General features: G+C 67.0%; 6 protein-coding genes and 3 pseudogenes. 6 read left to right on the top strand and 3 right to left on the bottom strand.

Annotation, left to right across the window (positions count from 1 at the left end; translation table 11 throughout):
- Nucleotides 1–232: 232 nt before the first annotated feature.
- Nucleotides 233–480 (bottom strand): annotated as a pseudogene (locus IG99_RS52285) (PP-loop family protein); the annotation flags it as partial.
- Between the two features lie 92 nt (nucleotides 481–572).
- Here IG99_RS52285 and IG99_RS42225 point away from each other — a divergent pair.
- Both IG99_RS42225 and IG99_RS42220 read left to right on the top strand, forming a co-directional pair.
- Nucleotides 573–1,391, top strand: a complete 819-nt coding sequence (locus IG99_RS42225) for a rhomboid family intramembrane serine protease (protein ID WP_037684151.1) — start codon at nucleotides 573–575, stop codon at nucleotides 1,389–1,391.
- A 2-nt stretch (nucleotides 1,392–1,393) separates the two neighbouring features.
- Complete coding sequence (locus IG99_RS42220) at nucleotides 1,394–1,612, top strand: hypothetical protein (protein WP_199815731.1); 219 nt, start codon at nucleotides 1,394–1,396, stop codon at nucleotides 1,610–1,612.
- A gap of 302 nt (nucleotides 1,613–1,914) precedes the next feature.
- Here IG99_RS42220 and IG99_RS42215 read toward each other — a convergent pair whose 3' ends face one another.
- Nucleotides 1,915–5,064, bottom strand: a complete 3,150-nt coding sequence (locus tag IG99_RS42215; RefSeq protein ID WP_234312156.1) for an RICIN domain-containing protein — start codon at nucleotides 5,062–5,064, stop codon at nucleotides 1,915–1,917.
- A gap of 396 nt (nucleotides 5,065–5,460) precedes the next feature.
- Nucleotides 5,461–5,805 (bottom strand): annotated as a pseudogene (locus tag IG99_RS42210) (aldo/keto reductase); the annotation flags it as partial.
- A 1,154-nt stretch (nucleotides 5,806–6,959) separates the two neighbouring features.
- Here IG99_RS42210 and IG99_RS42205 point away from each other — a divergent pair.
- The 4 genes and pseudogenes from IG99_RS42205 to IG99_RS47070 form a co-directional block, all read left to right on the top strand.
- On the top strand, nucleotides 6,960–9,011 hold the full coding sequence (locus tag IG99_RS42205; RefSeq protein WP_037684148.1) for a family 43 glycosylhydrolase: 2,052 nt from the start codon (nucleotides 6,960–6,962) through the stop codon (nucleotides 9,009–9,011).
- A 210-nt stretch (nucleotides 9,012–9,221) separates the two neighbouring features.
- The gene (locus tag IG99_RS42200; RefSeq protein ID WP_037684146.1) at nucleotides 9,222–10,598 is read left to right on the top strand and encodes a glycoside hydrolase family 43 protein; all 1,377 of its coding nucleotides are present in this window, start codon (nucleotides 9,222–9,224) and stop codon (nucleotides 10,596–10,598) included.
- A 98-nt stretch (nucleotides 10,599–10,696) separates the two neighbouring features.
- A complete protein-coding gene (locus IG99_RS42195; RefSeq protein WP_037684144.1) occupies nucleotides 10,697–12,997 on the top strand; it encodes a beta-L-arabinofuranosidase domain-containing protein in 2,301 nt (766 codons plus the stop codon).
- 253 nt (nucleotides 12,998–13,250) lie between these two features.
- Nucleotides 13,251–13,418: pseudogene (locus IG99_RS47070) on the top strand (1,4-beta-xylanase); the annotation flags it as partial.

Here is a 13,418-nt window from a genome sequence, read left to right as displayed (position 1 = left end):
GGGCGAGGCCGAGCAGGACGGTCTCGGCCTGGTCGTCGCGGGCGAGGCCGAGCAGGACGGTCTCGGCCTGGTCGTCGCGGGCGAGGCCGAGCAGGACGGTCTCGGCCTGGTCGTCGCGAGTGTGACCGAGCAAGACGGTCTCGGCCTGGTCGTCGCGAGTGTGACCAAGCAAGACGGTCTCGGCCTGGTCGTCGCGAGTGTGACCGAGCAAGACGGTCTCGGCCTGGTCGTCGCGGGCGAGGCCGAGCAGGACGGTCTCGGCCTGGTCGTCGCGAGTGTGACCGAGCAGGATGGTGGCGGCGCCGTGGCGTTCGGCGGCGGCGTCGAGGGCGGCGTAGCGGGCGTCCCGCGCGGCGGCCTCGGGGCAACCTCCGCGGCCGATGGTCATGGTGGTGGACTCGACGGGTCCAGGCCGAGTTCGCGCAGGCGCGGGACGACTTCCGCGGCGCGCAGGTCGGAGCCGGCCTGGAGGCCGTGGTCGCCCGGAGGCCGTGGTCGATGGTGACGCCGCAGATGGGCCGGCCCCCGCGTCTCCGGCATGATCCGCCGGACACCCCCTAAACTCGTGCAGTGTGGTCATCCCCGTCCATGACGTGAACCCGGTGCGGCGCACTCCATGGGTGACGTACGCGCTGATCGCCGCGAACGTGTTCGTCTTCCTGATCATGCCCGGCCTGGCCGGCTCCGTCGCGGGCGACAGCAGCCTGGCGCAGCTGTGTCATCTCCAGGCGTTCCTGGACCACTACGCGGCGGTACCCCAGGAGTTGATCCACCATCAGATGCCGCGGGTCGTGCCCACTGGCGAGGTGGCGGTCGGCTCGCACGGCCCCGGCTGTGTGGTCGGCGCGCCGGGCTACGACAAGTCCCCGGCTCTGAGCGTCCTGACGGCGATGTTCCTGCACGGCAGCTGGCTGCACCTGCTCGGCAACATGCTGTTCCTGCTGATCTTCGGCAACAACATCGAGGACCGGCTGGGGCATGTGCGGTTCGCGGTCTTCTACGTGGCATGCGGGTATGCGGCGGCGTACGGCTACGCACTCGCGAACTCCGACTCCACCGCCCCGCTGATCGGGGCCTCGGGGGCGATCGCCGGGGTGCTGGGAGCCTATCTGGTGCTGTATCCGAAGGCCCGGATCTGGGTCCTGGTGCCGTTCCTGATCTTCCTGCCGCTGCGGCTGCCGGCGTGGATCGTGCTGGGCTTCTGGTTCGGGCTGCAGGCGGTCTACTCGTCGGGCCAGGGCATCTCCGAGGCCGGGGCCGTGGCGTACTTGGCGCACGTCGTCGGCTTCCTGGCAGGCATGCTGATCGCCTGGCCACTGCGCCCCGGCACCCCGCCGCCACCCGCACCACGCGGCCTGCTGTTCGGCAGGCGGGCCCGGCCGAACTGGTGATGATGCGTGAGCAGCGGAACGGCTCCGCCGTGATGATGGGCAGCGTCGGCGGAAGCCGTCATCTCCCCGGCTCCGCGGCCTACGGAGCCGCCAAGGCGGCGCGATGGCAGCGCGATGGCGGCCGTCGGCCGCCCCATCCCGCTCGGCCGCTCGCCGACCCCGCAGAGATCGGCGGCGCGTGCGTCTTTCTGGCCTTCGAACGGGCCTCCTGCATCAAGTGATCAGCACCACCGCGAACCTCTCTCATGAGGAGGCGCACGCACCACGACCGGGCTCTTCACTGGACGTGTCGCCGTAGCCACCGGAGAGGATCGCCGGCTCGGCCGCGCGCATGCCCGAGCCTTCGCGCCAAGGAGGCCAAGGTCGTGGTCAGCGACCTGGGCGTCGGCCTTGAGGAAGCGCGGCAGGGGCGGTGCCGGCGCGCATCGCGCCGGCACCGCCCTTCACCTTCGCTTCCCTCGGCCCGCCCCAGCAGCACACCGAGGTGGCTGAGAGGGGCGTGCGGCCAGTGGCGCAGAGGCATTCAGTCCACGTTCACCGCCTGCCACCGCTGACTGTCGGCGTTCGTGTCGGTCGTCTGCACGAGCTGAGCGCCTGCTGTCGTCGAGGAGCCGGACACCGCGAGCAGCTTGCCGCTGTTCACATTCTTGATCTCGTAGTAGCCGCTTCCCACGGCGACCAGAGTCCAGTGCTGGCTCGCAGCGTTGTTGTCGGGCTGCTGGACGATGGTCGCGCCGTCCGTGGTGGACCCGCTGGTGACGTCCAGCAGCTGACCGCTGTTCTGGTTGACGATCTCGTAGCTGCCGTCACCCACCGCGACCCACCGCCAGTGCTGGTTCTGCGCTCCGGTGTCGTTCCACTGGATGATGTTCGCCCCGGCGGTGGTCGATCCGCCCGAGACGTCGATCGCCTTGCCGTCGTTCTTGTTCAGGATCTTGTAGAACGCGTTCGTGGCGGGGAAGGGGATGGAGGCGAACGCGTCCAGCGCGCAGACGGTGTTGGAAGAGGCCGCGTTCTTCGTTCCGGCGCACACGACCTTGATCGTGTGGGGCCCCGCGGCGAGATCCGTCTTCTCGAACAGCGGCACCTGCTTCGTCACCGTCGAGGCGTAGGCGTCGATGCCCGACTGCGCCAGGGTGCCGTCGATGTAGACGTCGACCTTCCCCATGTTCGGCTGCTTCATGCTGAGGTACCGAACACCCGAGCCGGTGAACGAGTACTGGACGTAGTCGCCCGCCCTGCTCGTGTACTTCTCGGACCCCTTGAAGTCCTGCGAGTCGTTCCAGTTCGACCAGGCGGAGGAGTAGGTGAGACCGGAGTCCTTGTCGTCGACGTAGGCCCACCGCTGCCGTACGAGCGACTTCGACGCGGGGGATGCGTTCCCCTGGGCGTCCACGACGTAGAGGCGGTAGTCGCCGACCGTCGGAGGAACATTGATGGTCGTCGCGGTTCCGGCTGCCTTGGTCATGGTGGGGCCGACGGCGAACGTCGTCGTACCGGAGGGAGCCAGCCAGAGCGTCCTGGTCGCGTCTCCGATGGTGCGGAGGGGGATGGACGACACGCCCTTGCCGGTGAACGTGCTCGCGGGCAGGGCGTAGTCCTGCAGACCCAGGTTGCTCCGGGGGACGAGGTCCTTGTAGGCGTCCTCCAAACCGGAGTTCACGGCAATGCTGTACGCCTGTGACGGCCACACGTTGTCCGCGTACGCGCGCACGTCCTGGATGGTGCTGTTCGGGACGCTCTTACTGGCGATCTTGTTGACGGTGCCGTAGGTGTTGGTGATGCTCAGGTCGTGCTGCCGGCCCCACGTGCCGGAGTTGATGGTGTAGGCCAGGTTCGGGTCGACGTCGAGCACGTTGTCGTGCTCGTTGAGGTAGGCGGAGCCTTCATCGGGGTGCATTCCGTACTTGTGGCCGGCCGGAACGCCCTGGATGTAGTTGTTGCTGATCTCGGTTCCCGGCTGGCTGCCCAGCGTGTAGATGGGAGCGGAGTCGCCGAGCACCTGCATCGTGTCGACGAGCTGGTTGTAGCTGATGGTGTTGTTCTTCGCCGTGGTGGTCGGCACGCCGGGGCGGATCGAGTTCGCCGAACCGTCGAAGTTCCACCAACCCCAGCCGAGCGTGATGCCCGCCCACGGGGACTTCTCGATCCGGTTGTGCCGCACGGACAGGGAATCGACGAAGTACGCCGACAGGGGGCTGGACCCCTGGAACAACACCGCGCTGTCGTAGAGGTAGTTGTTCGTTACCGAGATGTTCTTGCAGATCCCCTCGACGTTCACCGGGTACTTCTCGAGGTTGGTCGAGGTGTAGTCCCCGATGTATACGTGCTGGGGATGCCCCACGGTGATGGCGGATCCGGCTATGTCATTGATGTAGTTGCCGGTCAACTGCGTGTCCGTCACGTCGTTGACCATGTTGATTCCGTCGGCGCCGGCGTGCTGCACCGTGTTGCGTTGCAGGATGATCCCGTCCGCGTTCTCGATCTGGATGATCCCCGGCGGCGGGTCGACGTTGCGGTAGGTGTACGCGTGGAAGTTCTTCCTCGCGTACACGGTCGAGCCGGCGTTGCCCTGCTGTCCCTGCCGGAAGACGGAGCCCGCGACATTGACCAGGTTCCAGTCGGAGTGCTCCACGGTGAGACCGGAGAAGGTGATGTTCCGGGCGTGGTCGGTCGTGGACGTGCCGGCGATCTTGATGAGGGTGGACACGTTGTTCGGCGCGAAGACCTGCGCCGAGGTCATGTCCTCGGAGCCGGACTTGTAGTAGTACAGCGTGTGGTTCGTCTTGTTGAAGTAGAACTCGCCCGGCTGGTCCAGGAATTCGTACGCGTTCATGAAGGTGTGGGTGCCGCTGCCGGCGTTGAATCTGCCGTTCGGCGGTCCCTGGGCGATGGCGGCACCCGGCTGCTGGAACAGGGCCACGCGGTTGGCGCCGTCCGAGCTCGTGGTGATCTGGCGGACTCCCACGATGGCCGTGGTCCAGGTCGTCGCCGACTTGATCTCGACGTCGTCCTGGTTGGCGGCGACGGCGGGCAGATCGGCGAGGCTGTACTTGGCTCCGTCGCACTGCGAACCCGACTCCCAGGCCCAGGGAGCCTGGCCGGCCGTGACGGTGTAGGTGCCGTAGCATCCAGCCGAGTCGATCGTCTTCGAGGCCATCTGGGCGCGCTTGCCGTTGACGTAGAGCGCGCGGAGCTTGTTGTCGCGGTTCAGCGGGGCCTTCCAGATGTTCCCGCTGTGCTGGGTCCAGCCGGTCACCTGAACGCCTCCGTTCAGCACCGGCTTCTCGTTCTGGTAGGCGGCGTACACGACATGGTGGCCGTTCGTTCCGGAGTCGGCCGACGTGAAGTTGATGGTGCTGCTCACAGGGTAGTTGCCGCCGCGGAGGTAGACGTTGATGTCTCCGGTCATGTTGCTGTTGACCGTGCGCACGACGTCCCGTGCGTGCTGCAGGGTCTTGAACGGCGCGGTGATCGTCCCGGCGTTGGCGTCGTCGCCGGCGGGGGCGACATAGTAGGTCGTCTGGGTCGCGGCCGAGGCCGGAATCGGCGTCGTGAGGGATGTCAGCAGCACCGCGGGGAGAGCCATCGCAACCGCTGCCGACAGCTTGCGGATGGTGGAGGTGACGGGCTTCATCGTCTGTCCCTCCTGCTGGTGCGGACGGTCGGGCATGCCTTCATGCGGCGGCTCCGGGGGTGTTGTCAGTGCAGTTGACGCGGATCTTCGTCGCCCGGCCGTTGAGCGTCCCGAGGGATCAGAAGCGCCGGTGAGCGGCACAACCTCGCGGATGAGGGGGCGACCTCTCAGCGACAGAAGCGGTGCGGGCCTCTCAGGAGGACGCGGCGTGGCCCGTGTGATCGGTCGGGCGGGCGGCAGACGGCGGCCGCGGCGCCCGCGGCGAGCGCGTCAATCGGGTCCTCTGCGAGGCCGTGGAGCAGTTTGTCCACGGTGGCTGCACCGTGGTGGTCGCCCATGTCGATGAGCGTCACGGGGAACTCCCCGCGCGAGTGCCGTCATCACGTACCGCGCACCGTCCAACGGACGCGGAACGGTCGACCGTGCCTGGACACCGCTGGCGGTGAGGACGTCGGGCCTGATCAGCCCTTGGCACCGGAGATCGTTCCAGAGCGCCCGGGGTACGGCGCTTCACTGGAGTTCCATGTTCCGTGTCACTTCTGCGCGGTCGCGCATGCCGAGCGTGACGTTGACGCAGCTGGGGTGGGTGGTCGGGAAGGCGATGGCGGCGGGCAGGCTGTTGCCAGACACCGGTCGCGAGACGCTCCTGCCCGATTCCTGCGCGGCGGGCAGGACGTCGTCCAGCGCGGACCGGTCGAGGAGGGTGTAACGCCCGGCGAGCATGACCACGTCTGCGGCGGTCTCGCGCAGGAAGCGGGCGAGCATCACCGACTGGTTCTTCTGCGGCGCCTGAGCGAAGCCGTCCTTGGTCGTCGTACCGGCGGTGCTGCCGCCGCCACGGGCCGTCACGGTCAGCAACACCGTGGCTCAGCACCCTGCCAACAACGCCGCGCGCTTTTTGACGAGCTCTCTCTTCGAACTGCACGAAGGCTTGTTGACGGTCATGAGTGACTCCACTCGGTTCGTGGGTGCCCCGAGCAGGTCGGGGGTGGCGCTTGGATGGACCGACGCCGGGCCGTCCCGGGCGGGCGTCGGATGCTGAAGGCGGCTGCACTGCTATCGACATCGAAGAAATTAGCCGCCTTATCAAGAGTTTCGTCAAGAGTGCGTACGGCACTCCTTTGGCGAACTTGGCGGCGACGACGTAGCGTTCGCGCACGACCAGTCCCAATAAAAGGTATTTGTACAGTTGTCGGCTAGGGCCTACAGCGCAGATCTTGGTCAGAATGTGTACGACTTATCATTCATCTGAGCTGCGATGGGGCCGGTTCCACAGTGATCAGTCACCATTCCCCGCAGTCACCCGGGAGGCATCACGGACGGACGACGAGCCAGCGACCGCAGCGGCCTTGCCGGCTCAGGCCCTTCTTCCTTCGGCCCCGAGTGACCGGCTGCCCACGGAGATCGACATGGCCCAAATGCCGAGCACCAGCAGGGCGGTGGCGCGAGAAGCCGTGAAGACCCTTCCGTACCGGAGGAGGCGGCGCAGGCCACCGCGGCGCACCTCGACAGAACTTTGGGAGGACTACCGGCGCGAGATCCAGCGGCGCCTGTTCGGGTAGCGCTGCGCCACAGCTGACGGTTGGCGTCGTCCGCGATGATGTCGTAGTGGTCAGCGGCGATGCTGTTGAGAAAAGCAAGGACGATCCGTTGACTTCCGCACGGACGGGACCCTAGCTTCAGCGTCAGTCGGTTCGACAAGCCGTGCGCTGTTCGATATATCGGCCATCCTTCCTTTTCGGTTGCCGTCCCTCCGAAACGGACCCGCCCAGGCATCTTCTGGTCACCGATCCGCTTGCCCCTCCCCTGGTGCCAGACCGCCGCTCACGCTGCGGTGACAGTGCTCGATCAGCGCCCGCAGTCCGGCATGCCGGCGGCCACCGGACAACCCGCGACAGGTGCCCATTCATGTGACCCAGCAAGGAAGAACCATGGACATCACCAGACGACAGCTGTGCCGACTCGCCACCGTGGGCACCGGGGCTCTCCTGATACCGGGCCTGCTGCCACCAAGCACAGCGGCGGCGGCCACACCGCCGGCCGGGACGTGGGGCGACCAGGGCGACGGCACCTACGTCAACCCCGTCCTCCCGGGCGACTTCAGCGACTGGGACTGCATCCGGGTCGGCTCCGACTACTACGGCATCACCAGCACGTTCGGGTACTCGCCCGGCGTCGCCGTCCTGCACTCGAAGGACCTGGTGAACTGGCGGACTCTCGGCGGCGCGGTCGACGATCTCACCAGCATCGGACCACTGCTGAACTGGGACCGGATGAACCGCTTCGGCCGTGGTGTGTGGGCCGGGGCCATCCGCTTCCACGCGGGCCGGTACTGGGTGTACTTCAACACCCCCGACGAAGGCTTCTTCATGACATCGGCCCCGTCGCCGACCGGGCCGTGGGACCCGCTGACGGCGGTGTGGCGGACGTCCGGCTGGGACGACCCGTGCCCGTTCTGGGACGACGACGGCCAGGGCTACCTGGTCACCACGCACTACGCGGACAGCTACAAGATAAACCTGTTCAAGCTGTCCGAGGACGGGAAGTCGCTGGTCGGCTCGCCCACGGTCATCCACCAGTCGCCGGGCAGCGAGGCCAACAAGCTGTACAAGATCAACGGCCTTTACTACCACCTGTACAGCGAGGTGAAGCCCGAGGGCCGGGTGCTCATGATGAACCGCGGCTCCAGCCTCTACGGCCCCTTCGAGACCCGGCAGCTGGAGCACGTCAACGTCTCGGTGGACCGCGAACCCAACCAGGGCGGCCTGGTGCAGGCCCCGGACGGCACCTGGTACTTCGTGACCCACCACGGCCACGGCGACTGGGAGGGCCGTCCGCTGTCCCTGCTGCCGGTGACCTGGGTGGACGGCTGGCCGATCCTGGGCCAGGTGGGCGCGGACGGCATCGGCACCATGGTGTGGACCGGCCAGGTGCCTGCCGGCGGCACGCCCGGCCTGCCCCTCGACGCGCTGCCCCCCGTGGTGACCAGCGACCTGTTCACCGACACCCGCATCAAGCCGCAGTGGGAGTGGTACTACCAACCGCGCGCGGACCACTGGTCGCTGACCGAACGCCCCGGCTACCTGAGGCTGAAGGCGTTCGCACCGCTGGCGGCCGACAACCTGACCAAGGTCGGCAACACGCTCACCCAACGGGTGCTGCGCACCGCGGGCGGCGCGACGGTGACCGTCCGCCTCGAACTGGCCGGCCTCGCCGACGGCCAGCACGCCGGGCTGTGCCACTACGCGGCCACCTACGCCGGCCTGGGCGTGCGGCGCTCGGGGACCGCCACCACCATCGCGCACAACGCCGGCGGCACCCTGACCTACGGTCCGGCGATCACCCAGAACGCCGTGTGGCTGCGCACCACCTGGAACGTCAACGGGGTCAGCCAGTTCTCCTACAGCCTCGACGGAAGCACGTTCACCGCGTTCGGCGGCACCTACCAGCTCACCTGGGGCGGATACCGCGGCGACCGGATCGGCCTCTACACCTACAACCCGAACAACACCGGCTACGTCGACGTGGACTCCGTGCAGTACACCGTCGCACCCACCAGGGCGTACACGTGCGTCAGCGTGCGCAGCGGCAAGGTCGCCGATGTCTCCGGCGCGTCGAAGGCGGACGGCGCCGCCGTGATCCAGTGGCCCGACAACGGAAAGCCGAACCAGCAGTGGGCCTTCCAGTCCACCGGGGACGGCTACCACACCATCACCTGCGTCAACAGCGGCAAGGTCCTCGACGTGGCGGGGTCCTCGTTGGCGGACGGCGCGCGGGTCGTGCAGGCGACCGCCGACGGCCGGGCGAGCCAGCAGTGGCAGCTGCGCCCCCAGACCGGGGGCGAGTTCGCCGTGGTCAACCGCAACAGCGGCAAGGTGCTCGACGTCAACGGAGGCAGTACGGCCGACGGTGCCGCGCTGATCCAGTACCGCGACGTCGGCAGCTCCAACCAGCGATGGACCTTCCGCCGCGTCACCGGCTGACCGGTGCCCCGGCGGGCAGTGCCTGGATGGCCCGCGCCGGACCGGGGGACGTCAACGCAAGCCGCGCCGTCAATCGTGACAGGAGGATTGACGGCGCGTATCCACTCTTCTAACCTCCGACCGTCTCACCGAACGATGTTCGGTATATCGATCGTGATGGTCTTTCGATGCGCCCACATCACCGACTTCGTGCACCCCTGGAGACACCGAATGAGCACAACCCCCCTCCCGTCGCGCCGGCTGTTCCTCGGCGCGGCCGCGGCCGTGCCGCTGTCCATGACCGGGGCGCTGACCATCGGCAGCCAGTCCGCGAACGCCGCCACGGGCTCCCCGTTCGTCATGGGCTACTTCACCCAGTCACCGAGAAACCTCGGTACCGACTACGGCCTGCACCTCGCGGTCAGCACCGACGCGCTGCAGTGGATGCCGCTGAACCAGAACAACCCCGTCGTGACCCCGACCGGGGGCGACGGTGGTCTGCGCGACCCCTTCATCCTGCCGAAGCAGGACGGCACCTTCGTCGTCATGGCGACCAACCTGAAGGGAACCGACTGGACCAAGCAAAGCCAGGTCATCCACGTCTGGGACTCCGCCGACCTGCGCTCCTTCGACAACTACCGCCTGCTGAAACTGCACTCGATGGCCACCCACAGCTGGGCGCCCGAAGCCTTCTGGGACGCCTCCCGCGGCCAGTACGCCATCATCTACTCGGCCGTCAACAGCAGCGGACACAACGTGATCATGGTGAACTACACCACGGACTTCACGACGGTGACGTCACCGCAGGTCTTCTTCGACCCGGGCTACGACGTCATCGACGGCTCCCTGGCCATGAACGTGAACGGCGTCAACTACCTGTACTTCAAGGGCCACAACAGCCTCGTGGGGGCGAAGTCGACCTCCCTCGACCCCGGCAGCTTCACCCAATTCACCTCGGGCTTGGCGCCCCAAGGAGGCATCGAGGCCCCGATCCTCGCCCAGGCCTCCGGCACCTGGTACCTGTGGGGCGACGCCAACGCGGTGTTCTACGCCTGGCAGACCGGCGACCTTTCCACCGGCACCTGGACCGCCACCGACCGGCGCGTCTACACCCAGCCGCTGAACTCCAAACACGCCACCATCCAGCCCATTCCCCAGACGGTGTACGACAACATGGTCGCCAAGTGGGGCAAGCCCGCCTGGAACCGGCTGAAGTCCTACAACTTTCCGGACAGATACTGGCGGCACGCCGACTACATCGGCCGCATCGACCAGTACCCCTTCGACCCCTACACCGACTCGGAATGGAAGTTGGTGCCGGGGCTGGCCGACTCCTCCGGCGTCTCGTTCCAGTCCGTCAGCCAGCCCACCCGCTATCTGCGGCACGCCTACTACCAGCTGCGACTCGACGTCAACGACGGCACCACGACGTTCGCCCAGGACGCCACCTTCCACAAGACAGCCGGGCTCGCCGACCCGTCCTGGTCGTCGTTCCGCTCTCACAACTACCCGGACCGCTACATCCGGCACTACGACTACGTGCTGCGCATCGACCCGATCTCCACCGCCGTCGCCAAAGCCGACGCCACCTTCTCCATCTGGTACTGAAGCACACCCGTCCGACGCCCGACGGGGCCCCCGACCGCCGGACATGTGACCGATCAACCGGCCAAGCAATCGCTCTCTCGTCACCGAAAGGGTGCAAGATGTCTTCCTTCATCAGCAGACGGCGCCTCCTGCAAGTAGCCGGGGCCACCGCCGCCGCCTCTGCCACCGGGTCCTTCATCGGCGCATCTCCCGCCCACGCGGCCATCCCTCCCGCGAGGGCCGACATCGGGGCCTTGGCGCACCCCTTCGAACTCGGCCAGGTCCGGCTCACCGCGAGCCGGTGGCTGGACAACCAGAACCGCACGCAGAACTACCTGCGGTTCATCGATGTCGACCGGCTGCTGTACAACTTCCGCGCCAACCACAAGCTGTCCACCAACGGCGCGGCTGCCAACGGCGGCTGGGACGCGCCGAATTTCGGCTTCCGCACCCACATCCAGGGGCACTTCCTCACGGCATGGGCACAGCTGTACGCCGTGACCGGGGACACCACCTGCCGGGACAAGGCCACCTACATGGTCGCGGAGTTGGCCAAGTGCCAGGCCAACAACAGCGCCGCCGGTTTCAACTCCGGGTATCTCTCCGGCTACCCCGAGTCCAACTTCACTGCTCTCGAGCAGGGAACCAGTGGCGAGGTGCTGTACTACACGATCCACAAGACCCTCACCGGCCTGCTGGACGTATGGCGCCACATCGGCAGCACACAAGCCCGGGACGTGCTGCTCGCCCTGGCCGGATGGGTCGACTGGCGCACCGGCCGGCTGACCAGCCAGCAGATGCAGACCATGCTGCGCATCGAGTTCGGCGGCATGAACGCCGTGCTGACCGATCTCTACCAGCAGACGGGTGACGCGCGATGGCTCACCGTCGCCCAACGGTTCGACCACGCCGCGGTGTTCGACCCGCTGGCGTCCAACCAGGACAAGCTCAACGGACTGCACGCCAACACCCAGGTACCCAAGTGGATCGGGGCCGCCCGGGAGTACAAGGCCACCGGCACCACCCGCTACCGGGACATCGCCACCAACGCCTGGAACTTCACCGTCAACGCGCACTCCTACGCCATCGGCGGCAACAGCCAGGCGGAGCACTTCCGCGCCCCGAACGCCATCGCCGGCTACCTGGTCAAGGACACCTGCGAAAGCTGCAACACCGTCAACATGCTCAGCCTCACCCGGGAACTGTTCGCGCTGGATCCGAACCGGACCGCGCTGTTCGACTACTACGAGCGGGCCTGGCTGAACCAGATGATCGGCCAGCAGAACCCGGCCGACGACCACGGCCACGTCACCTACTTCACCCCGCTCAACCCGGGGGGCCGACGCGGTGTGGGCCCGGCGTTGGGCGGCGGCACCTGGAGCACCGACTACGGCACCTTCTGGTGCTGCCAGGGCACGGGCCTGGAGATGCACACCAGGCTGATGGACTCGATCTACTTCCACAGTGACAACACGCTGATCGTGAACATGTTCGTGCCCTCGGTGCTCACCTGGTCGGAGCGCGGGATCACGGTCACCCAGACCACGTCGTACCCCGCCAGCGACACGACGACCCTGCAAGTCACCGGCAGCGTCGGCGGGACCTGGGCGATGCGCATCCGTATCCCGAGCTGGACCACCGGGGCCACCATCAGCGTCAACGGCGTCGAGCAGAACATCGCCAGGAATCCCGGCAGTTACGCCACCCTGAGCCGCTCCTGGACCTCCGGCGACACGGTCACCGTTCGCCTGCCCATGCGGGTCGTCATGCGAGCGGCCAACGACAACGCGAACGTCTCCGCAATCACCTACGGCCCGGTGGTCCTGTCGGGCAACTACGGTGACTCCACGCTCAGCTCCCTGCCGACACTGAACACGTCGTCCATCACACGGACCAGCAGCAGTTCACTCGCCTTCACCGCCACCGCCAACGGTTCCACCGTCAACCTGGGCCCGTTCTACGACGCGCACGGCCACAATTACACCGTCTACTGGAACGCCGGCGGCACCTTCCGTCTCGCCAACGCGGCCAGCGGTCTCCTGCTGGGCATCCAGAGCATGTCCACGGCAGACGGCGGGCGCGCTCTCCAGTGGTCGGACAACGGCACCGCCGACCACGACTGGTACATGATCACCGATGGAAGCGCGGTGCGCTTCCGCAACGTCAACAGCGGCAAGGTGCTCGGCGTCCTGAACATGTCCACGGCCGACGGCGCGACTGTCCTCCAGTGGTCCGACAACGGCACCGCCGACCATCGATGGACGCTGCTCGACCAGGGAGACGGGACCTACAAGATCCGCAACGAGAACAGCGGCAAGTTGCTCGCCATCGCGAACAACTCCACCGCTGTCGGTGCCTTCGCGGTCCAGGACTCGGACGACGGCACCGCCGACAACCGGTGGCGCATCGTGAGGAACTAGGGACAGGTGCGCGTCTGGAGGTATCTGCGGCCTCGCCCTGACGGGCGGCTCATCGCACCTTAACCGGTCAGTTCCATCAACGATCTTCTGGCTGCATTGTCTCTTCCGGTCCCGATTCACCATCCACAGGGCCGAACATCGCTCGAAATATCGAACCTTTGCACATTGAAGTTGAAGGGGACAGCACGTGTTCCAGACCCGTCACTCGTCCACCGTTGCCACGCTGTGGCGAAGACTCCCGCAGGGGAGGCGCATGCCCGTGGTTCTCTCACGGCTGGCGGCGATACTCGCCGCCGTCGGCCTGCTCTTCGCCTCCCAGACGCTGACCACACCCGAGCGGGCGGCCGCTGCCGACCCCGGCTACCTGATGGTGCACTTCACCGGCGATTCCGCGACCGGTCAGATGTTGTACCTCGCGCAC

This window comes from Streptomyces griseus subsp. griseus, assembly GCF_000720255.1.
GTDB classification, from domain to species: Bacteria; Actinomycetota; Actinomycetes; order Streptomycetales; family Streptomycetaceae; genus Streptomyces; species Streptomyces griseus_I.
The sequence above is the reverse complement of the archived record's forward strand: the minus strand, read 5'-3'. Positions and strand labels throughout refer to the sequence as shown.

Bases quoted from the DNA above. Each gene is read 5' to 3' on its own strand.
- IG99_RS42205 (WP_037684148.1), top strand. From the start codon at position 6,960: ATGGACATCACCAGACGACAGCTGTGCCGACTCGCCACCGTGGGCACC.
- IG99_RS42215 (WP_234312156.1), bottom strand. From the start codon at position 5,064: ATGCCCGACCGTCCGCACCAGCAGGAGGGACAGACGATGAAGCCCGTC.
- IG99_RS42220 (WP_199815731.1), top strand. From the start codon at position 1,394: ATGCGTGAGCAGCGGAACGGCTCCGCCGTGATGATGGGCAGCGTCGGC.
- IG99_RS42200 (WP_037684146.1), top strand. From the start codon at position 9,222: ATGAGCACAACCCCCCTCCCGTCGCGCCGGCTGTTCCTCGGCGCGGCC.
- IG99_RS42195 (WP_037684144.1), top strand. From the start codon at position 10,697: ATGTCTTCCTTCATCAGCAGACGGCGCCTCCTGCAAGTAGCCGGGGCC.